The sequence below is a fragment of the Kutzneria sp. CA-103260 genome, from assembly GCF_018263855.1.
Taxonomy (GTDB): Bacteria; Actinomycetota; Actinomycetes; order Mycobacteriales; family Pseudonocardiaceae; genus Kutzneria.
Window position 1 is genome coordinate 1676890 of the sequence record NZ_CP073318.1, and the last position, 21431, is coordinate 1698320.

Below are 21431 nucleotides of genomic sequence, written 5' to 3' on the forward strand. Positions count from 1 at the left end.
CTTGACTCGGAACATTCGGATCCTCTCCTAACCTTGCACCCATGACCACAGCCAACCCGTCCGACCTGGCGCCGTACCGCCGCGCCGTGCAGGCGCCGATCCGCCGCGCGGCGGACGACTTCCGCCGGCTCGCCGACGCCCTGGACGCCGCGGCGGCCGAGGTCGACCGGGGTTCCGGGCCGCACCCCGCGTCCGACCTCGCCCGCACCGTGATCCAGCAGATCCAGGCCGCCGGGGCGATCGTCGACTACGCCGGGTTGCTGCGGGCCGCGGCCGACCACGACGCGCTGCTGGCGGGTTACGGGGGTTTGTCCGCTCCGCCCACGGTGAGCAGTGGGACTTCGACACGGCTGTCGCGTCGAGCTGCTGCGGCTGCGGCGGCTGCCCCGCCGCCGGTGGCGGCGCCGGTCAGGTCGGTCGCGCCGAACACGCTGTGGGTCGACGAGGGGCGGTTCGTGTGGGTCACCGGTACTGATGCCAAGGGCACCGTCGCCGAGTGCTGGGCTTGGCGGGACCAGACCAGCGTGCGGCTGCGGCCGACGACCGTTCCGATCGACCAGTTCGAGGTGGCCTACCGGCTGGCCGACGAGCAGGAGTACCGGCGGGCGGCGCAGATCATCGCGGCGTTGCGCGGGGCCGGGGTGGACGTGTCGCCGATGCGACCGCTGCTGGAGTACGCCAAGAAGTCGTGATGCGTTGAGGACAGTAGCTGTCCGCGATCGGTCGTAGCGTCGCGGCCATGAACTGGAACGAGCTGCTCATCGACCAGGCGGACTGGCACTGGCGGAACCAGCTGCGGCCACGGCTGGAAGGGCTGACGGACGCGGAATACCTGTGGGAGCCGGTCGACGGGGCGTGGAACGTGCGGCCTCGGGGGAGTAGTCACACGCCGATGGCCGCGGGGGTCGGGGACTTCGTTATCGACTGGGAGTTTCCCACGCCGGATCCCGCGCCGGTGACGACGATTGCCTGGCGTATCGGACATGTTGTGGTCGGGGTGTTCGGGATGCGGGTCGCTTCGCATTTCGGGGGGCCGGCGATGGATTATGTCAGCCATGACTATCCGGGGGACGCTGATACGGCGTTGGCGCAGTTGGATGCCGGGTATCACGCTTGGATCGAAGGGGTGCGTGGGGTGGATTTGGCGGCCAAGTGTGGGCCGGCTGAGGGGGAGTTTGCTGAGCTGACCATGGCGGAGTTGGTGTTGCATATTCATCGGGAATTGTTGCACCATGGGGCGGAGATATCGTTGTTGAGGGATTTGTATCGGTGGCGGTAGTCGGGTGATTGTGGGTGGCTCCGGGTGGATTTTGCATGGAGCCTCTGGGCGATGGCATCGAGGCAAAGAAGCGGGCAGGCTGCGCCTGCCTCGATCGCCGACAGCTTATGCCATCGCCCCCCTCCACGCAAAATCCACCCTCCGAGGTTTGGGGTGAGGGGTGCTTGGGGGATCGGGCCCTTTCGGCGTCGGCGCTTTGGCTGGATATGGATCTCCTTCGCTCCATTCCCGGCTTTCCATCCCCTTCCTGTGTCGGCCGTTTCGCTGTGGAGTTGTCAAAGAACGGGTGGGGCGTGGGTCAGTACTGGTGGGGTTGGGTGGTGTAGTGGCGGCCTTGTGGGGTGTGCCAGTGCAGGGTTCCGTCGGGGTCGAGGGTGGCGGTGTAGTCGCGGTGTTTCAGGTGGTGGTGATGGGCGCAGTAGCCCTTGAGTTGGTTGGCGGAGGTTTTGCCGACCGGCCAGGGGGTGGTGTGGTCGAGTTCTTGGATGGGTGTGGTGCAGCCGGGTGCTGAGCAGACTCCGCCGGCGCTGAGTTCGGAGAATTCTTTGATTCTGGCGGTGGGGCGGTACTTTTCCCTGCTCAAGGCGTCGGCGCGGTCGTACTCGTCGAGGAGGAGGCCGCGCCAGGGGCCGTGCATGGCCAGTTCGCGGGCGGAGTCGGCGGCGATGGGGCCGTAGCCGTCGAGCAGGCCGGGATCCTCGGTCAGGCCCATCAGGGTCTCCATCGAGATGGTGACGTGGACCTGGACTTTGCGGTCCACTCCATAGCCCAGGAAGCGGTCAAGGAAGGCATCGGCCCGTTTCTGGTCGGTGGTCCGCTCGTCCTTGACCAGGGCTCGCGCATCCTGGGTGAGGAGGTCGTAGGCCTGGCGGGCGTCGATGGCCGGCAGGACGATACTGAGCTGGGCCATGCCATCGGGCAGCGGAGTGAACTCGACCCGCCGGTCCTCGCGGGCTTTCAGGCGGCGCTGGTCGTAGCCGAGAGGGTCCGCCTCAGCCACTGCTTTGGTGGCCCGACGGGCCAACTGGGTCCGGGTCAAGCCAGGGGCCACGTCCGCTAGGGCCGTATCCACCTGGGCGACCAACTCCCGGTCGGTCAGGTGAACCACCCGGTCATCGACGGTCTTGAGCCGGCGGGCATCGATCTCCCCGTGCCGCAGTAGTTCCGCGCATCGGGGTAGCCGGTCCAGGACGTCGCTGTATTCCTTCTGACGGACTATCGACTGCTCCGGCTCGTGAACCGCCATAGCAATCTCGGCCGTGTCTTCGATCCCGTGCACGAGGCTGAGCTCGACGTAGTGGAGAGCTGCCATTGCCTTGCGGGCCGCGATCAGCAGGGTGAGCTTCTGATCATCGGTAAGGCTCTCGACATCCACACCCAGGAGCAGGTCTACCATGGCCCCTGAGGGTTCCATGGCTTCCAACTCTCGGGTGATTTTCTTCATACCTCCAGAATACTCGCACACATGATCGAACTCGACTCACTAATGGGTGAATTCAAGCCTTTGTCAACCATTCCACCCCAAGAACCCTCACCCCTCACCTCGGAGGGTGGATTTTGCGTGGAGGGGGGCGATGGCATACGCTGATCCGCGAATCGAGGCAGGCGTAGCCTGCCCGATGACGCCTCGATACGCCATCGCCCAGAGGCTCCACGCAAAATCCACCCGGAGCCACCCAATAATACCACCCTAACCCCGAACATTCACACTCGCATAGACACCACATAGACGCCCTCATGGTCAGATCAGCAACAAAGCAGTCCACGAGGAGTGGGGATGTCCGTATCCCTGTACATCTGCCCTGAGCCGGAACCGACGGCCCGACGGCCCGTCGGACCTCGGTGGCTGTCGTGTCCATCGAACCCGAGCGCCGCCAGCGCGTCTGGCCCTCCTTGTCGGCGCGGAAGTCCTCCGGGGCGACGACCCCCGCGCGGCGGACGTGGTCCTCGCGATAGCCCCGACCGTCGCTCGCCTCCACTCACTTGAAGTTAGGGTAGCCTAACTTCGAAGCGGGTGGAGGAGGTTCGGTGAACAGCCAGATGCTGACGACCCGGGACGGACGCGGCCTGTACTGCCGGCGACTCGGGCTCGTCGACGCCACGCCGACGGTGGTGTTCGAGGCCGGCCTGGCCGGCACGTGCTCGTACTGGGCGCCGGTGCAGACGCTGGTGGCCAAGTGGGCCCCGACGGTCGCGTACGACCGAAGCGGCCTGGGTTTGAGCGTGCCGGACAGCCAGCCGCGCAGCCTGACACGCATGGCCCAGGATCTCGGCGACGTGCTGGATCAGCTGGACGGGCCGTTTGTCCTGGTTGGACACAGCTGGGGCGGGCTGATCGTGCGGCTGGCGGCCGCGGCGACGCCGGAGCGGATCAAGGCTCTGTTGCTGGTCGATCCGTCGGACGAGGCCTGCGAATGGGCCTTCCGACCGTCGGTGCGCCGAGCTGAGCAGGTCAACCAGGTCGCCAGCAGTTTGGCCGCCCGTCTCGGGGTGCTGCACCTCGCGTACGGCTCACTGCTGGACGCGTTGCCCGAGGACGCCCGCGCGGAGATGCGGACCAATGCCTTCACCACGGCGGCAATGCGCACTCGGGCCGCCGAGTTGGCCGAGGTTCCCGACGGCCTGCGGATGATGCGGGACCATCCGCCGACGCTGCCGGACATCCCGGTCACGGTCGTCTCCGGCGCGCGGGGCATGACCAAAACCGTGCGGGCGGCGCTGAACAAGGCCCACCGGCACCGCGCGGAGCAGTCGCCCCGAGGTCGTCACGTCTACGCGAGCGAGTCGGGCCACATGATCCCCACCGATCAGCCGGCGCTGCTGGCCGAGGAGTTGCGGCGGCTGGTCATCTGACCGCGCCGCGCACCAGCCCGGCGATGATCTGCCGTTGCAGCACCAGGAACAGCACGATCACCGGCACGATGGAGACCACCGACACGGCCAGGATCTGGTTGAACGGAATGGACTGCTGCCCGGCGAACCTGGCGATGGCCACCGGCAGCGTCTGCACCGACTCGTCCTGCGCGACGATCAGCGGCCACAGGAAGTCGTTCCACCGCCAGATGACCGAGAAGATCGCCACCACCGCCAGGGCCGGCCGGCACAGCGGCAGCACGATGCGCCAGAAGATGCGGAACTCGCCGGCGCCGTCGATGCGCGCCGCTTCCAGGGTCTCGTCGGGCAGGCTGAGCATGTACTGGCGCAGCAGGAAAACCCCGGTCGGGGTGGCCGCCGGCGGGATGATCATGCCCAGCAGCGAGTTGGTCAGGCCCAGCGCGGACACCACCTGGTAGACCGGCAGCAGGATCACCTGGAGTGGGATCATGATGGTGGCCAGGGTGATCAGGAACAGCAGGTTGCGGCCGCGGAAGTTGTACTTGGCCAACGCGTACGCGGCCAGCGAGTTGATCAGCAGCGTCAGCGCGGTGGCCGCCGCCGTCACGATGACGCTGTTGGCCAGGAACCGTGGGAAGTCGAAGGCCGCCAGGCCGGTGGTGTAGCCGTCGGCGGTGGGATCGTGCGGGTAGAGCGTGGGCGGCTGGGCGGCCAGTTCGGCCGGCCCCTTGAACGACGACAGCCCGGCCCACAGCAGCGGCGCGACGACGATGATCGCCCCCACGATCAGCACCGTCGTCCGAAGCACCGCGCCGGTGGACGGGGTCCGGCCGCTGGTCGACGTCCACGTCGGCGCGCGGCGGCTCACACCGCCTCCCGCCGTCGGCCGATGAGGTAGTTCACCAGCGTCAGCCCGAACACCGCCAGGAACAGCAGTACCGCGGTCGCGCTGGCCAGGCCGTAGGCGATCGGCGGCGTGAAGGCGTTCTGGTAGATGTACTGGATGATCAGCGTGGTCGCCTGCACCGGGCCGCCGCCGGTCAGTGTGTAGATGAAGTCGAAGGCCTGGAAGCCGGTGATGGTGGCCAGCGTGATCACCACCGTCGTGGTCGGCCGCAGCAGTGGCAGGGTGACAAGCCGGATCCGCTGCCAGCCGGTCACGCCGTCGATGGTGGCGGCCTCGTGCACCGACCCGTCGATCGACTGCAAGCCGGACAACAGGATCATGGCGTAGAAGCCGAGGTGGATCCACACCCCGACGCCGATCACCGAGACCAGCGCCAGGTTTCCGTCCACCAGCCACGCCGGCTGGCCCAGGCCCAGCGCCGACAGCGCCTCGTTGACCAGGCCGGTTTGCCTTTGCAGCGCGGCATTCCAGATCAGGCCGACCACCACCGGCGACACCACCACCGGCAGGAAGTAGGCCGCGCTCAACGCCCCGCGGCCGCGCCGCTGGCCGTTCAGCAGCAAGGCCAACACGGTGGCCAGCACCGTGCTCAGCACCACGAAGCCGAGCACGAACAGCACCGTGTGGCCGGCCACCGACCAGAACTCGTCGCTGGTCAGGATCTGGTGGTAGTTGTCCAGCCCGACCGCGCGGAAGGTGCGGCCGTTGTGGCTGGTGTAGAAGCTGACGTTGAAGCCGTTGATCGCCGGCCAGATCGTGAACAGTCCGAACACCACCATGTTCGGCAGCACGAAGAGATAGGGCGCGAGCTTGCGCCCCGTCACTTGGACGCCTGCACGATCTGGGCCACCTGCGTCTTCAGGTTCCGCACGCAGTCGGCGATGCTCTCCTGCCCGGCTACCGCCTTGTCGAACTCCTTGATCAGCGCCAGCGCCGCCGCGGTGAACGCCGGGCTGGCCTGGGTGGTGAAGTCGACCTGCGGGGTGGTGGTGATCTGCGAGATGTACATGTTCATGTCCGCGTCGCGGGACGGGTATTGCACACCGGAGGACACCAGGTCCTTGCGGGTGGGCAGCCAGTAGGCGGTCTTGTCGATCTCCCGCTGGTTCTCGGCCCGGTTCATCCACTGCGTGAACGCCGCCCCGAGCGTGGGTTCCTTGCTGTGTTTGAAGGCCACCATCATCTTGCCGCCCGGGAAGCCGCCGCACTGGGCCGCGCACGGGTTCGGCACCGCCGCCCAGGCGAACGGCGCCGACTTGGCGAACGCCCCGATCTGCCACGGACCCGACAGATAGACCGGGGCCTGGCCGGCGAGGAAGGCGTCGTTGCCGCCCTTGTAGTTCGTGCCCGCGCCGAGCCAGAAGTCCTTGGACAGCTTGCCCTGCTGGAGCAGGTCGTTGACCATACCCAGCGCCTGCTCGGCTTTGGCCTGGTCCAGGCCCTCGTTGCCGTCCGCGCCGATCAGCGCCGTGCCATACTGGCTCAGCACCGTGCTGAGCCGGTTTCCTGATATGTCAATGGACATCGCCGACGGCATGTGGTTGGCCGCCGCCACCCTCGTCGCCGCGTCCACCAGTTGTGGCCACGTGAACTTCCCACCGGGCACCGGCACACCGGCCTTCTTGAAGGCGTCCACGTTCACGAACGGCCCGTTGATCGTCTGGTCGCTCGGCACCGCGTACATGTGGCCCGCACTGTCCACTGTGGTCGCCGCCGCGCCGTCCGTGAACTCACCCCGGTAGTCCTTGCCGAAGTAGTCCCCGAAGTCCAGCAGCTCACCCGCGTACGGATGCCAGTCCTGCACCCGCGCCACCTCCGGCGCCGTGTTGCCCGAGATCCGGGCCTGCAACGACCGCTGCAGATCCGCGAACGGCACTACCTGCAGGTCGACCGTCGCCCCCGTGGCCTGCTCGAACCGCCCGATCGCCGCCTTCGTCGCGTCCAGATCCGGGCCGTCGGTGAAGTACAGGTACGTCATGTGCTTGCCCTTGAAGCTGGCGAAGTCCACCTTCACCGGGCCAGTGTCACTATCCCCGGTCTCCAGCGGCCCGGGCGCACACGCCGCGACCAGCGCCAGCACCGCCGCTAACCCGATCAGTCCTCCGCGCATGCGACCCGCTCCCCGATGAGACGGTGATGGGGTGGATGTTGGCCGCCCGCCTTTCCCGCCGTCAAGCCCCGGTCACAGTCGTTCGTCGAGGCCGACTCAGGACACGGCCAGCACGATCGTCTCCGTCGGCGGCGACTCGCCCCGGGCGCGCTTCTCCATGAGCATCGTGCCAGCGGCGATCTTCAGCGGGACGAAGACGAGGTCGAGATCCAGTCGCATGACCTCCTCGTGATCCAGACACAGCACCGCCAGCCGAAGCGCAGCGGCGGCTCGTTCGGTCATCTGGGTGTAGCGGCCGAACGACTCCGCCATCTGCGCGACCGCGGCGGCGACCCGCCCGCCCCATGTGTGGTCGAGATGCCCGAGCGCACGCAGCAAGGCGGCTTTGTCCGCCACATCAGCCGGCGCCAACACGTGGACATTGTCCGCCATGCCGACGTTGCGGAGAAACGTGCCGGCGAGATCATCCGAAGATGTGATGTTGGCTTTCTGGAGTAGAAAATCGAGGAGTGTTCTGGACCAGACGACTCCCATGGTCTGGTCCGCGCTTCGAGTGCCGTCGAAACTCGGCTCGAGGGCGAGGACGCTGGCCAACTCCGGGCTGACGGCCGCCATGATTTTGTCGGCACGATTGTGGTTGGCTGGCGTCAGCATCTCCAGGAAGTTGGCTACGACGGTGTCCAATGTCTGTCGGCCCTGGGGATCGAAGGGGAACTGTCGACTTCGAAGGTGAGTTTCCAGTTCAACGGCGTTGTAGCCCTCCATGCCAACTGCGATGAGCATGCGCACCAGCGCCAGTCGCATGAGGTCGGGTAGAAAGAGCTCCACGTCACGCCGTACCTGCGCGGTGAATTCCGGGGCCGTGACCCGGTACTGGTCCTCGTTTGCAGTGGAGGAAGGCCAGAAGTGCGGGACATCGGACTGGTCATCGAAGTTTGGGTCCATCCAGACGCCGCAACTCGGGGCGTTGGGTGCCGATGCCATGATGGTCCGCTTCACATCGGCGTTGTACAGCTCGATCCGCCGGACCAACCGATAGACGGTCTGGTGCTCGGTGAGAGCACTGGCCCACTCGGCGAAGGTCGCCGCGTCCGAGGCGTGCACACCGACGACCAGGTGGTCGTCAGGGCTGGACGGGTCGAAACCGTCGGGCTCCGGGCGGCCGGTGTCCATGAGGAAGAGCCGATAGATCTGGTTGGTGATCGGGCGGGCGCACACCATGCCGGTGTCGGTGCGCACGAGCTGGCGGAGGTGCCTGATGACCACAACGGCCGTCATGAGGCGGCGTTGCTCGGGGTTCGTGTCTGGTTTGAACGCGGTGGCGAGCAGTTCTTCCAGTTGCTCCCGAAGCTCGGGATCGAGTTCGCTGTTCTGGTCCACGCAGTCGAAGGCCAGCGAAAGCGCTGGGACGGTCGCCGACTCCAGGCAGGCCAGGACGATCTCGTCGGCGTCGGAGCGGGCGGTGTAGAGGAGGGTGGTCTCCCGCCACCAAACGTTGTCGACGTTGGCGGCGAGGACGCCGGCCAGGCTACGGTCGCGGATGTAGCTCGCCGCCAGGTACTCCTGGAACGTCAGGTGGGCGAAGGAGTAGAGGCTGCTCTCCCGTTCGATGAGTAGGCCGTTGGAGCTGACGTCGGCCAGGAAGTCCTCGGCGGTGAGGTCACGGGACACTCGCCGCAGTGCGGGCCGGAGCAGGGTCAGGACTTCGGGGCGGGGGAGGTCGCGGAGTTCGCGTTCCATCATGGTGAAGGCCAGGCGGCGAAGGAGAGCCTCTTTCTTCTCGCCGGGGACGTCGTCGGCGGAGAGCTTCTTGGCTTCCTGGCGGCGCCAGAGCATGGCCTGGCAGATCTCGCCGTAGAGGTCGACTCGGTTGCCGGGGAGGGCGCCGCGGTAGTGGTGCACGTTGGCGATCATGGTGAGTAGCAGGGGATTGACGGTGAGCTCGTAGAGGGCGGGGGCGCGGTCGAGGCGTTCGAGCAGGTCGGCGGCGGACTCGCGGGCCCGGTTCTGGACAACATCGGCGTCGGCCTTGGTGACGGCCTTCTCGAGAGCCAGGTACCAGCGCTGGACGAAGCTGCGCACCTGCTCGGAGTTGAAGTTGCAGACCTGGAGCACCCGGGCGTTGTCGATCTCGGCGGAGCGGTAGCCGGCGGGCCGGGAGGTGATGACGAAGTCGTTCTTGGCGTAGCGGGCGACCTGGGCGTCGACCCACTCGGCGATGAGACGACGGTCGGCGGCACGGGCGACCTCGTCCAGGCCGTCGAGCAGGACGAGGCAGCGGCCCGTCTGCAAGCGGTCCTCGAACCAGCCGTCGGGATCGGTGATGCCCTGCCGGGTCAGGGCCGAGCGGATCAGCACGGGTAACGCGACGGAGGGATCCTCCACGATCTGGGCGACGTGATCACGCAGGTAGAGCAGCACGGGGATGGCCCGCCGCCGGACACAGGCCTCCTTGGCGGTGTGCCGGAGCAGGGTGGTCTTGCCGCTGCCGGGCGCGCCGACGACGGCCAGGATCTGCGGGCCGGCATGGCTGAGGAAATCGCCGAGCTGGTGCCGTTCGGCGACTTCGGCCGAGGCCAGCAGATCGGCTCGAACCTTGTGCGGGACGCCGGGCGCGACCTTGACGTGCACGTAGACGTCGTCGAGCTCGGGGGTGAAGAAGCCCTTGGTGGGCAAGCCTTTGGAGTCCATGAAACGGAAGGTGCTCAGCATCTTGTCGCGGTAGACGCGCTCGAAGCCGGCGACGCGACGATTCAAGGCGGCGTCCACCCGGTCGACGAGCCGGGCCGTCCAGCGTTTCCGGAGCTCGGCGGCGACGTCGCCGGCGATCGAGCCGACCGCGACCAGCGCCTCGCACGCGACCAGCAGCGCACCGCCCAACACCGGCTGACCGGCGAAGAAGCCGGCGGCCCCCGGTATCGCACCCACCACGAACAGCGCGATCCGCGACGCCACCCTGCCGGCCATCCGCGCCTCCCCGTCGTCCGAGAACGAACCAGGTTGGCACAACTACCGGCCGCCGTGGCGCAGGATCGCCAAGCCGGCACCCGTCAGGGCAGCAGCGCCCGGCCGGCCTGCTCAGCGAGCCAGCTGCCCGCCTCGGACCAGCTCCAGCCGAAGCCGCGGGCGGTGCGCCAGGCCTCGATGCCGAAGAAGAACCAGAGAATCTGCTCGACCTTCTTGCGGGACAAGCCCTCGCGGAGGCCGCCGACCTCGACGAGCCGGGCGGCGACGACGGCGAGGCGGTCGCGGATGCCCTTGACGGCGACGTCGGCGGCGGCGGCGACGTTGGGGTCGGCGTCGCGGTTGTCGAGCAGCACGGCGAGGGTCTGCTGCCGGCGGCGGCGCACCCGGCCGGTGGCGTCGGCGACCAGGCCGATGATCTCCCGGGGATCGGTGCTGGCGGCGACACGCCCGTCCATCTCCACGGCGATCTCGTCGGCGATGCCGTCCTCGGCCAGGGCGATGAGCAGCGCGGGCTTGCCGCCGACGCTGGTGTAGACGGTGTTCACGGCGACGCCGGCGGCCGCGGCCACGGCGGCGACGCTGGTCCGGCCGTAGCCCCGCTCGGCGAACAGCGCCGCGGCCGCCTCGACGATGGTCCGCCGGGTGTCCTCGGCGTGTTTCTCCCGCACCGGGGACCGGTAGCCGCGCTCAGCCATGCGGAGGATGCTACCCGCCCAAGTTCGTAGTAACGTCATTCTTATGAATTCAACGAGCATCCAATCAAGGGAACCGGTCGTGGTGGTCGGGGCCGGCCCGGTCGGCCTGTGGACGGCGGCGGAACTGGCCCTGGGCGGCGTCCGAGCGGTGATCCTGGAGCGGGCAGTGGAGCGCAGCCCGTACTCGAAGGCGCTGGGCGTGCAGCCGCGCACGTTGGAGGTGCTGGCCATGCGTGGCCTGGCGCAGCGCCTGATCGACGAGGGCCGGAAGGTCCCGGCCTGGCACTTCGGCATGCTGCCCAACCGCCTGGACTACCGCGTGTTGGACACGCCCTTCCCTTACATGCTGGCGATTCCCCAGCTGCGCACGGAGCGGCTGCTGGAGGAGCAGGCGGTCAGGCTGGGCGTGCAGATCCGGCGCGGCCACGCCGTGACCGGCCTCGACCAGGACGACGACGGCGTGCGGCTGCACGTGACCGGCCCGGACGGCGACTACACCCTCGACACCCAGTACGTCGTCGGCGCTGACGGGGTCGGCAGCGTGGTGCGCACGGCGGCAGGGATCGCCTTCCCTGGCACCGACACCACGGGCTACCACTACCTCGGCGAGGTGCGGGTGACCGAGACGCCGGTGGTCAGCGCGCAGAACGAGCACGGCGCGTTCCTCAGCGTGCTGCTGCCCGACGGCCGCTACCGCTTCGCCGGGACCGACGCGCACGACAACAACGACCGTGGCCCGATGACCATGGAGGCCCTGCGGGCCACGGTGAAACGCGTCTCCGGCAGCGACTTCGGCATGCACGATCCGGCCTGGCTGTCCCGGTTCGGCAACGCCACCCGGCTGGCCGAGCACTACCGCAAGGGCCGGGTGGTGCTCGCCGGCGACGCGGCCCACCGGCACGTGCCGGCCGGCGGCGTCGGCCTCAACGTCGGCGTGCAGGACGCGATGAACCTGGGCTGGCGGCTGGCCGCCGTGGCCCGGGGCGACGCGGATCCCGCGCTGCTGGACGACTATCACGAGGAGCGGCATGCAGTCGGCGAAGAGCTCATCGAGCACACCATGGCCCAGTCGGCGCTGATCGCCGCGACCACCCCGGAGACCGTGGCCCTGCGGTCGTTGCTGAACAGCATGGTCGTGGACGTCCCCGAGTTCGCGCTGGCCCTGGCCCGCCGACTGTCCGCTTTGGACGTCGCCTACAAGTCCGATGGCCATCCGCTGATCGGCATCAGGGTGCGGGGACACGTCTCGTTGGACGGCCGACCGGTGCTGTGCACGCCCGCGCTGGGACCGGCTACCGCCGCGGCGGCCGAGGAACTGGGCATCGAGGTGATCACCGCCGAGAGCACGATGCTGATCCGGCCCGACGGGCACGTCTGGTGGGCCGCCGACGACGCCGACGATCACGTGATCGCCCAGGCGCTGCGTGACCTGGGAGTCCGCTTCCCCGCGCCGGCCCGGGTCTGAGCGGGCGGGTATTTACTGACCCGAGGGATCCAGGCGACAGGGGATGGGATGAGCGACATGCACATCGAGCCCGAGGAGTTCGGCGAGCGATACCTCAGCGAGGGCGCCGCCATTGACTTCGACGGCGTCACCGTGCGGCTGCGACACGTCGTGCCCGCGGTCGCCGGCGGCTCGCGGCTCGTGGTGGAGTTCGAGGACTACGTCGACGAGCCGGTGCAGGCGGTGTGCTGCGCGACGTCCAAGGGAATGTTCGAGGTCGACGGCGAGAAGTCCCGGCGTTTGGTGTTCTGGGCCGACAACTCGCCGCGGGTGGTGACCGCGACCCTGACCAACCGCGTGCCGGCCGAGGTGGTGCTGTGGAACGCGTGGCGGCGTGGGGCGGACGGCATCGACGCCGGGCTGCGCTATGCCGGCATGACTGTAACCGAGCTGGGGGAGCGGCACTGGCGTTTCCGGTGCAGCGACGGCATCGGCGGGCCCGACTTCGACGACCTTGTGTTCACCGCGCGGATCGTCGGGGTGTAGCGGCCGGGATCAGTCCTCGCGGTCGGATTTGCGGTCGGCGTACAGGCTTTCGGTGAACTTGCGCCGCAACGCGGGCACAGCGTTGACCAGCCGCATGCCGATCACATCTCTCGATTATCAACTAACTTGGTGTTTAAGCTAAAACTAGCCTGCCAACCGAGATGCTTGATTATCAAGTCATATTGCCTGGGTCGGTCGGCGTCGCGCTGCCAGGAGTGCTCGACGGCCGGGGGTCCGTCGGTGTCTGCTATGGATTTCCCCATGAGTTCCGAAGTCACCGCGAAACCAGGGCTGGCCGCCGGCCTGCGCCAGCGCCACCTCACCATGCTCGCGATGGGCGGGGTGATCGGCTCCGGTCTGTTCGTCGGCTCCAGCGCCGGCATCAGGCTGGCCGGCCCCGGCATCGTGCTGTCGTTCGTGCTGGCCGGGACGCTGGCCATGCTGGTGATGCGGATGATGGCCGAGATGGCCGCGGCCATCCCCACCAGTGGCTCGTTCTCGGTGCACGCCGAGCGGGCGTTCGGGAGCTGGGCCGGGTTCAGCATCGGCTGGCTGTACTGGGCCACGCTGGTGGTCGTGCTGGCGGTCGAGTCCACCGCCGCCGGGATCATCGTCAACGGCTGGCTGCCGGACATCCCGCGCTGGGTGCTGGTGTTCGCCTTCATGGCCGTGTTCACCGTGGTCAACCTGGCCGCGGTGGCCAGGTTCGGCGAGTTCGAGTTCTGGTTCGCGCTGCTCAAGGTGGCGGCGATCGTGGTGTTCCTGGCCCTGGGTGTGCTGGCCTTCCTCGGTGTGCTGCCGGGCACGCACTTCGTCGGCACGGCCAACCTCGTCGGCAACGGCGGGTTCCTGCCCAACGGCTGGCAGGGGGTCGTGTCCGGGCTGTTGGCGGTGGTGTTCACCTTCGGCGGCCTGGAGGTCGTGACCATCGCGGCGGCCGAGTCGGACAACCCGGCGTACGCCGTCGGCCGGGCCGTGCGCGCCGCGGTGGTGCGGATCTCGGTGTTCTACATCGGTTCCATGCTGGTGGTGGTCACCCTGCTGCCGTGGACGAGCGTCCAAATCGGACAGAGTCCGTTCGCGGCGGTGTTGACGCACATCGGCATCCCGGCCGCCGGCCAGATCATGAACGTGATCGTGCTGCTGGCGCTGCTGTCCGCCCTGAACACGAACATGTACGGCGCGGCGCGCATGATGTACTCCCTGGCCCAGCGCGGCCAGGCCCCGCGCGCACTGACCACGGTGGACCGCAGGGGCGTGCCCTACCCGGCCGTGGCCGTGTCGGTGGTGTTCGGCTTCGTCGCCGTGGTGCTGAACGTGTTCTGGCCCGACACCATCTTCCAGTACATGCTCGACGCCGTCGGCTCGATGCTGCTGCTGGTGTGGATCATCGTGGCGTGCGCGCAACTGCGCCTGCGCCGCGAGCTGGAGCGCACCGCGCCGGAGAGCCTGACCGTGCGGATGTGGGGGTTCCCGTACCTGACCTGGGCGGCGCTGGTCGCCATGGTGGCGATCATGGCGCTCATGATCGCCGACCCCAGCGCCCGCAGCCAGTTGGCCAGCACCGGCATCCTGGTCGTGGTGGTGCTGGCTGTCTCGCTCTGGTGGCGTCGCGCGCGGTCACAATCCTAGGAGCCGTACCGCGTTGGCGGTCACCGCGTCGTCCAGGCCGAGATCGCGGATCTGCCCGCGAGGGTCGTCGAGCCCCATCGCGAACGGCCAGTCGCTGCCCACCACCAGCTTGTCCGGGCCGAACACGGCGACGGCGTGCCGCACCAGCAGCGGATCGTGGGCCAGACAGTCCACGTACAGGCGGCGGACCATCTCGCGGGGCGGCTCCAGCAGCGGCTTGATGCCCGGGCGGCTGGTGTCGTAACCCCGTTGCCACCGCCCGATCATCGCCGGCACCGCGCCGCCGCAGTGCACCAGCAGCACGCGCATGCCGGGGTGGCGCGCCAGCACGTCGCCGAAGATCAGCTGGGCCGCGGCCAGTGCCGTCTCGGTCGGATTGCCGAGCAGATTGGCCAGGTAGAAGGCTTTCAGCCGGGGGTCGGGGGCGGTGCCGGGGTGCAGCATGAGCATCCGGCCGTCCCGGTCCAGCGCTCGCCAGAGCGGGGCGAACCGCGGGTCGGCCAGGGAGACGGAGCCGCCGCCGGCCGAGCCACACACCCCGACGACCGGCAGGCCGCATAGCCGTTCGTACTCGGCGACGGCGAGTTCGGGGTGCTCCAGCGGGAGATAGCCCAGGGGCCGCAGCCGCGGATATCCACGCACGGCGGCGCAGATCCCGTCATTGACCACCTCGACCCACCGGGCGGCCGCCTCCTCGGGAAGGTGCTGCCGGAAGAACGGCGGCGGCACCGACACGACAGCCTCGGCGAAGCCGGTCAGGTCCAGCCACCGTGCCAGTTCGTCCGGGTCGTACAGCGCCGAGGGAACGTCCGATGAGATCGGCGCGAGGTCGTGCCGTGGCGCCAGATGCGCGTGCATGTCGATTCCTGCCACCCGTCCGACCGTATGGCCGTTCTCCCGCCCCAGCCATGATCGTCGCGCGATCTGCACAGTCGCCGCGCTGCGTGCACAGTCTCGGGGTAGCTTGGCGGCCGTGGAGGCAGGGGATGTCACGAAGGCGCTGGTCGAGTTGGCCGATCCGGGAACGATCGACGGCAAGGCCCGGTTCTTCAAGGCCGTGCCGGGTGGTTACGGGGAGGGGGACCGGTTCCTGGGTGTGACGGTTCCGGATCAGCGGCGCGTGGCGCGGCGGTTTGCCGAGCTGGGACTGGACCAGGTCCGCACGCTGCTCATCACTGGTGCCCACGAGGAGCGACTGACGGCCTTGTTCATCCTGGTGCGCAAGTTCGCCAAGGCCGACGAAGCCAGCAGGAAGGAAATCATCGACCTCTACCTCGCCGACACGGCGGCGGTGAACAATTGGGATCTGGTGGACTCCTCGGCCTTCCAGCTGCTGGGGGAGTGGCTGATCGACCGTGACCGAGGCCTGCTGAACGAGCTGGCGGGGTCACAGGCCTGGTGGGAGCGGCGGATCGCCATCATGGCGACCTTCGCGTTCATCCGCCGGGACGACCACGAGTGGACACTGCGCCTTGCCGACAAGCTCGTGCACGACGACCACGACCTGATCCACAAGGCAGTGGGCTGGATGCTGCGCGAGGTCGGCGAGCGGGACCGCGAGGCGGCACTGGCCTGGCTGGCCCGGCACCACCGGACTATGCCCCGGACGATGCTCCGCTACGCCATCGAGAAGTTCGACTCCAAGCTGCGCAAGGAATTCCTGGCCGGGACGATCTCACCGAGCACTGACCTCCCGTGAGGAGAAGCGCACGACGACCGGCAGCGCCCCGACCTCGCCGACGCTGACGACCGTGCCCTGCGGAACAGTCCGGGCCGTGACCGGTTCGCCGTCGAGCCGAACGACACTCCCGGGATCGAGCAGGCCCGAGCGGTGCAGCAGCGTCACCTCGCCCGAAGGGACATCGGCGAGCACGGCGTACGCGTGATCACCCCGTTGAGTCCACCGGACCCAACAGCCCTCCACAGGCGTCACGTCGTCCAACGGCCGACTCCCATGAACAGCACCGGAATTGACGGCCATCCACGAGGCCATGCCCTCCAGGACGGCCCGCTGCTCGGACGGAAGGGTGCCGTCATCACGAGGCCCGACGTTCAGCAGCAGGTTGCCGCCCCGCGAGACGATGTCGGCCAGCAGCCGCACAGCATCGGCGACGCTGAGGTAGTGCGAAGGGCCCTCGGCCCGGTTCCAGCCGAAGGAGAAGCCGATGCCACGGCAGTTCTCCCACGGCCCGCCGGCCTCGTTCTCCCGGCTGGCCTGGTATTCGCTGGTCCGGAAGTCGACCTGGACCGACGGGCGGCGGCCATGGGTGCCCTCCCAGCGGTCGTTGACCACGCCCTCCGGCACCGCGGAGCGATACGCGGCGAACAGTCCGGGCAGATCGTCCAGACCGAGGTCGGGCCAGCCGATGTCGTTCCACAGCACATCGGGCCGGTAGCGGTCGATGAGGTCACGGACCTGGCGCAGCGCGTACGCGGCGTAGGCCGCCTCGTTGGCTCGGCCGTGATCGTCGATCTGGTCCTCGTGCCGGATGACGGCCCGACGGCCGGCGTGCCAGTCGATGCCGCCGGAGTAGTAGACGCCGAACCGCAGGCCAGCGCTCCGAGACGCCTGGGCCAGCTCGGCGACCAGGTCGCGGCGGGGCCCACGGTGGACGGTGTTGCGGGTGCCGGTGCCGGGGGCGTCCCAGAGCGTGATGCCGTCGTGGTGCTTGGTGGTCGGCACGACGTAGCGGGCGCCGGCCCGAGCGAACAGGTCGGCCAGGTCGGCCGGATCGAAGCGCGAGGCTTGCCACGAGTCGAGGAATTCGTCGTACGGCCGTCCATTATGGACTGACTCGTGGTAGGAAAACGCAGAACTGCCCGGGATCTGGCTGGTGTTCCAGTACCACTCGGCGTACGGGCAGTGCGCGAACCAGTACTCCGAGTCGAACGTCCCCAACTCGCCGATCGGCTCGGCCCAGGCCGGCACCGAGTACGCGCCCCAGTGCATGAAGATGCCGAACTTGGCGTCCTGGAACCAGGTCATCCCCGAATAGCTCCCTCGGTCGCGCCGGCGATGAAGCCGCGGGCGAACAGCGCGAACACCGCCACCATGGGCACGCTGGCCATCAGCACGCCGGCCATCACCATGCTGTAGTCGGTGTTGTGGCCGACGTTGAGCTGGGCCAGGGCGACCTGCAGGGTCAGCCGGTCCGGGTCGGTGAGCACGATCAACGGCCAGATGTAGTCGTTCCACGCGTTGACGAAAGCGTAGATCGCCAGGAACGACAGGGCGGGCCGCATCAGCGGCATGGCGACGTTCCAGTACTGGCGGAAGAAGCCGCAGCCGTCGATGCGGGCTGCGTCCAGCAGTTCGTCGGGCACGCCGCCGCTGATGTACTGGCGCATCCAGAAGATGCCGAACGCGTTGGCCAGCGCCGGCGGCACCAGCGCCTGCAGCGTCCCGACCCAGCCGATCTGGGACATGATGATGAACTGCGGCAGGGTGCCCAGTTGCAGCGGCAGCATCATGAACACCAGCAACAGTCCAAACAGGACTCTCCGGCCGGGGAAGTCGAACTTGGCGAAGGCGAAGGCGGCCAGCGAGTCGATGAACACCACCAGCGCGGTGGTCACGCAGGCGACGATCAGGGTGTTGAGCATCGACCCGAAGAAGTCGACGTTGGCCAGCACGTTGCCGATGTTGTCCAGCAGGTGCGAGCCGGGGGTGAGCTTGGGCGGGCTGTGGTAGATGTCGGTGGTGGTGTTGGTGGCCATCACCACCGTCCACACGAACGGGAACACCGAGATCAGCACCGCTGCCACGAGCAGGACGTGCGTGCTGATCCCGCCCCAGCGTCGGGTCATGGCTTCCTCCCGCGTTGCACGAGCCGCCAGTTCACCACGACCAGGACGATGATCAGCAGGAAGAACGCCCACACGATCGCGGCCCCGTAGCCGTAGTCGTTGTTCATGAACGCTTCCTGGTAGAAGTACAGCAGCGTGGTCAGGCCGGCCTGACCCGGGCCGCCGAGAGCGGCGTTGGCGGCGTTGGTGCCGAACAGGACCTGCGGCTCGCTGAAGCTCTGCAGGCCGTTGATGGTGGAGATGACCACGGTGAACAGGATGATCGGCCGCAGCATCGGCAGCGTGATCCGGAAGAACGACCGCACCGGCCCGGCCCCGTCCATCCGGGCCGCCTCGTGGATCTCGGCCGGGATGGCCTGCATCCCGGCCAGGTAGATGATCATGTTGTAGCCGGTCCACATCCAGGTCATCAGCAGCGCGATGACCACCTTGATCAGCCACGGGTTGGTCAGCCAGGCCACCGGCGGAATGCCGACGGCGCCGAGAACGGCGTTGACCAGACCGAAGTTGTTGCTGAACACCGCGCCGAAGAAGATGGTGACGGCCACGATGGACGTGACGTTGGGCAGGAACAGGGCGATCCGGTAGAAGCCCTTGAAGCGCCGCACCGAGTGCACCAGCGCGGCCAGCACCAGCGCCCCGAACAGCGTCGGCACCGTGGACAGCACCCAGATCGCCAGCGTGTTGCCCACCGACTGCCAGAACACCGGGTCCCGCACCAGGAACTGGAACTGTTGCAGACCCACGAACTGCATCTCGCCCAGGCCGTCCCAGTGCTGGAAGGCCAGGAACAACGAGAAGAACACCGGGAACAGCGAGAACACCGCGAACACCAGGTAGAACGGCGAGATCGCCAGGTACTGCCGCCAGTACGACAGCACACCGCGCCGAGGTGGTCGGGCGTCGAGCGGGGGTGTTCGCCGGGGCCGGAAAAGCGGCCGCGGGCGGGTGGCGGGCGGCGACGCCACCTCAGCTCACCCCCTGCCGCTGGGCGATCTGCTTGGCCTGGCTCACGGCGTCCTGCCAGGCGGCGTCCGGCGACTTGCCGCTGGCCTCGATGTTGCCCAGTTCCGTGCGGTACGGCGCCATCACCGCCGCGTCGGCCGGGGCCTCGTAGCTGATCGGGATGGCCTGCGCCGCCGGGCCGAACACGTCGATGGTGCTCTGGCCGCCGAAGTACGGGTCGCCCGCGGTCATCGCCGGCAGCTTGTAGGCGGCCGGGGCGGCCGGGAACAGCGCCGCGTCGGTGAAGCCGCGGACGTCGTTCTCGGGGCTGAGAATCCAGCTGATGATCTTGAATGCCTGGTCGGGGTTGCGGCACTGCTTGGGCAGCGCCAGGAACGAGCCGCCGTCGTTGGCGGGCCCGCCGGGCATCGGCGCGACCCGCCACTTGCCCTTCAGATCGGGCGCGGCCTGCTCGATGTCCAGCGCGTGCCAGGCGGCCCCGAGCTCGACGCCGAGCGTGCCGGTGGCGATGGCGGCGTTCCAGCTGTTGTCGTCGACCTTGCCGTCCAGGCCCGCGGTGAAGCCCTTGACCGCGGTGTTCCAGGCGTTGCGGATGTGGTCCTGGTCGCCGATGAAGTGGTTGCTCTCGTCGATGAACCGCTTGGTGCCCTGGTTGATCACGATGCTGAACAGCTCGGGCAGGTTGCGCATCGGGAAGGACTTCGGCACGGCCCGGTGCAGTTGCGCGCCCATGGCGAAGAAGTCGTCCCAGGACTTGACCTGCGCGGCGACCTGGGTCGGATCGGTGGGCAGGCCGGCCTGCTCGAACAGGTCGACGCGGTAGTACATGCCGGTCGGGCCGATGTCGATCGGGAAGCCGATCTGCTTGCCGTCCGGCGTCTGGGCGCGCTTGATCTTCCACGCCAGGTACTGCGACGACACGTCCTTGAAGCCGAGGTCGTTGAGGTCGAGGAACCGGCTGGCGCTGGGGATGAACGAGGCCATGTCCTCGCCCTTGACGCCGGTGATGTCCGGCACCGACTTGCCGCCGGCGGCCAGCGTGGTCACCAGCTTCTGCTTGAAGTCGCCGCCGACCGAGCTGGCGGTCAGCGAGATGTCGGCGGCGAAGTGGGTCTTGGCGTCGGCCACCACCTTGTCGCTGAGCCCGCCGCCCCAGTACCACAGGGTCAGGTCCTTGCCGTTGGCGCTGGAGCCGGAACTGCCGCAGGCGGCGGTGAATCCGGCCGCGGCGGCGGTCAGCGCGGACGCCTGGAGGAATCGTCTGCGGGAGAGTTCCATGGGCTCGCTCCTACTCGTGCGGGAGGTCGTCGAGGAAGGCGTAGTTCTCGTGACGCCGCCAGGGCTCCAGGTCGGACCAGTGGGGCGCGGCGGTGGCGCCGCCGATCCGCCGCACGGAGAGCGCGGCGACCAGGGCGGCGAAGCGGAGTCGGTCGGCCAGCGGCAGACCGGCCAAGGTGGCGTAGACCAAGGCGCCGCCGAAGACATCGCCGGCGCCGGTGGTGTCAATCGCGTCCACGGAGACGCCGGGCACGGTGGCGGTTTCGCCCGTGCTGCCGTCGATGGCCATCGCACCGTCGGCACCGCGGGTGACGACGGCGAGCGGCACCAGATCGGCCAGTCGAGACAGTGCGGCTGAGGCACTATCCGTGCGGGTGTAGGCCATGGCCTCGCGGTCGTTGGGCAGGAACGCGTGGCAGCCGGGCAACTGGGCCAGGATCGCCTCGCGATGAAGCGATGCCTCCTCCCAGCCGGCGGCCGCGAACACCAGCGTGTCCTGGGCGACGGCCTTGCCGATCCAGGCTTGCGGCGACGGGCCGAGGTGGGCGACGGCCGCCCGGGCTGGCGGCGGCGTGTCGATGAGGTCGTCGGGGGACAGCGGCGGGGCGGAGCCATGGGTGATCAGGGCGCGGTCGCTGTCGTACGCGAGGGACACGGTGAGTGGCATTGGCCAGTCCGGGACCTGCCGCGACAACGAGAGGTCGACGCCGTCGGACTCGAGTTCCTGCCAGCACAGGCGGCCGGTGACGTCGTCGCCGACCGCGGCGGCCAGCGACGTGCGCAGGCCCAGCCGGCTCAGCGTCACGGCGAAGTTGGCGATTCCGCCGGGGCTGGTGCCGCGCTCGCGGGCCCACACCTCGACGCCGGCGGCCGGGGCGGCGGGCAGCCCGGCGAAGCCGATGTCGTAGAAGAGCAGGCCCGACAGGAAGACGTCGGGGACCGCGGCTGGTGTTGCCACTGCGCAA

Annotated in this window: 19 protein-coding genes; 7 read left to right on the forward strand and 12 right to left on the reverse strand. The window is 68.5% G+C overall.

The features are described 5' to 3' along the window. The first annotated feature begins 41 nt into the window (after nt 1–41). Nucleotides 42–692, forward strand: a complete 651-nt coding sequence (locus tag JJ691_RS07440; protein ID WP_211768049.1) for a hypothetical protein — start codon at nt 42–44, stop codon at nt 690–692. 47 nt (nt 693–739) lie between these two features. Continuing rightward, nucleotides 740–1279, forward strand: coding sequence for a DinB family protein (locus JJ691_RS07445; RefSeq protein WP_211768050.1), 540 nt, complete (start codon nt 740–742; stop codon nt 1277–1279). A 298-nt stretch (nt 1280–1577) separates the two neighbouring features. Here the strand turns inward: JJ691_RS07445 and JJ691_RS07450 are convergent, their stop codons facing one another. Continuing rightward, nucleotides 1578–2723, reverse strand: coding sequence for a DUF222 domain-containing protein (locus JJ691_RS07450; RefSeq protein WP_211768051.1), 1146 nt, complete (start codon nt 2721–2723; stop codon nt 1578–1580). Nucleotides 2724–3307: 584 nt separating this feature from the next. Between JJ691_RS07450 and JJ691_RS07455 the strand changes: the two genes are divergently transcribed. Further along, complete coding sequence (locus JJ691_RS07455; RefSeq protein WP_211768052.1) at nt 3308–4132, forward strand: alpha/beta fold hydrolase; 825 nt, start codon at nt 3308–3310, stop codon at nt 4130–4132. Here the strand turns inward: JJ691_RS07455 and JJ691_RS07460 are convergent. The 5 genes from JJ691_RS07460 to JJ691_RS07480 form a co-directional block, all read right to left on the reverse strand. Beyond that, a complete protein-coding gene (locus tag JJ691_RS07460) occupies nt 4125–4982 on the reverse strand; it encodes a carbohydrate ABC transporter permease (protein WP_211768053.1) in 858 nt (285 codons plus the stop codon). The two genes, JJ691_RS07455 and JJ691_RS07460, sit on opposite strands and share 8 nt — an antisense overlap. Continuing rightward, entirely contained in the window at nt 4979–5845 is an 867-nt protein-coding gene (locus JJ691_RS07465; protein ID WP_211768054.1) for a carbohydrate ABC transporter permease, read from the reverse strand. Before JJ691_RS07465 ends, JJ691_RS07460 begins: the two co-directional genes overlap by 4 nt. After that, nucleotides 5842–7131, reverse strand: a complete 1290-nt coding sequence (locus JJ691_RS07470) for an ABC transporter substrate-binding protein (protein ID WP_211768055.1) — start codon at nt 7129–7131, stop codon at nt 5842–5844. Before JJ691_RS07470 ends, JJ691_RS07465 begins: the two co-directional genes overlap by 4 nt. Nucleotides 7132–7227: 96 nt before the next feature. Beyond that, nucleotides 7228–10098 (reverse strand): NACHT domain-containing protein, encoded by a 2871-nt coding sequence (locus JJ691_RS07475; protein ID WP_211768056.1) that lies wholly within the window; start codon nt 10096–10098, stop codon nt 7228–7230. A gap of 83 nt (nt 10099–10181) precedes the next feature. Continuing rightward, on the reverse strand, nt 10182–10793 hold the full coding sequence (locus JJ691_RS07480; protein WP_211768057.1) for a TetR/AcrR family transcriptional regulator: 612 nt from the start codon (nt 10791–10793) through the stop codon (nt 10182–10184). 43 nt (nt 10794–10836) lie between these two features. Between JJ691_RS07480 and JJ691_RS07485 the strand changes: the two genes are divergently transcribed. The 3 genes from JJ691_RS07485 to JJ691_RS07495 all read left to right on the forward strand — a co-directional run bounded on the left by JJ691_RS07485 (nt 10837) and on the right by JJ691_RS07495 (nt 14415). Then, a complete protein-coding gene (locus tag JJ691_RS07485; RefSeq protein ID WP_211768058.1) occupies nt 10837–12258 on the forward strand; it encodes an FAD-dependent monooxygenase in 1422 nt (473 codons plus the stop codon). A gap of 48 nt (nt 12259–12306) precedes the next feature. Next, nucleotides 12307–12783, forward strand: coding sequence for a hypothetical protein (locus JJ691_RS07490; protein ID WP_211768059.1), 477 nt, complete (start codon nt 12307–12309; stop codon nt 12781–12783). A gap of 261 nt (nt 12784–13044) precedes the next feature. Next, a complete protein-coding gene (locus JJ691_RS07495) occupies nt 13045–14415 on the forward strand; it encodes an amino acid permease (protein WP_211768060.1) in 1371 nt (456 codons plus the stop codon). Here JJ691_RS07495 and JJ691_RS07500 read toward each other — a convergent pair. Then, nucleotides 14404–15288, reverse strand: a complete 885-nt coding sequence (locus tag JJ691_RS07500) for an amidohydrolase family protein (RefSeq protein ID WP_211768061.1) — start codon at nt 15286–15288, stop codon at nt 14404–14406. The genes JJ691_RS07495 and JJ691_RS07500 overlap by 12 nt on opposite strands. 100 nt (nt 15289–15388) lie before the next feature. On the opposite strand from JJ691_RS07500, the gene JJ691_RS07505 reads away from it, so the two are divergent. Next, nucleotides 15389–16114 (forward strand): DNA alkylation repair protein, encoded by a 726-nt coding sequence (locus tag JJ691_RS07505; protein ID WP_211768062.1) that lies wholly within the window; start codon nt 15389–15391, stop codon nt 16112–16114. Here JJ691_RS07505 and JJ691_RS07510 read toward each other — a convergent pair. From JJ691_RS07510 to JJ691_RS07530, 5 genes are all read right to left on the reverse strand, one after another. Then, complete coding sequence (locus JJ691_RS07510) at nt 16091–17401, reverse strand: alpha-L-fucosidase (protein WP_211768063.1); 1311 nt, start codon at nt 17399–17401, stop codon at nt 16091–16093. The two genes, JJ691_RS07505 and JJ691_RS07510, sit on opposite strands and share 24 nt — an antisense overlap. Further along, complete coding sequence (locus JJ691_RS07515) at nt 17398–18222, reverse strand: carbohydrate ABC transporter permease (RefSeq protein WP_211768064.1); 825 nt, start codon at nt 18220–18222, stop codon at nt 17398–17400. The genes JJ691_RS07510 and JJ691_RS07515 overlap by 4 nt, the downstream gene beginning before the upstream one ends. Beyond that, nucleotides 18219–19103 (reverse strand): carbohydrate ABC transporter permease, encoded by an 885-nt coding sequence (locus tag JJ691_RS07520; protein WP_211768065.1) that lies wholly within the window; start codon nt 19101–19103, stop codon nt 18219–18221. Before JJ691_RS07520 ends, JJ691_RS07515 begins: the two co-directional genes overlap by 4 nt. Before the next feature lie 88 nt (nt 19104–19191). Next, on the reverse strand, nt 19192–20466 hold the full coding sequence (locus JJ691_RS07525; protein WP_211771335.1) for an ABC transporter substrate-binding protein: 1275 nt from the start codon (nt 20464–20466) through the stop codon (nt 19192–19194). A gap of 10 nt (nt 20467–20476) precedes the next feature. Continuing rightward, entirely contained in the window at nt 20477–21424 is a 948-nt protein-coding gene (locus JJ691_RS07530; RefSeq protein WP_211768066.1) for a PfkB family carbohydrate kinase, read from the reverse strand. Nucleotides 21425–21431: the final 7 nt, after the last annotated feature.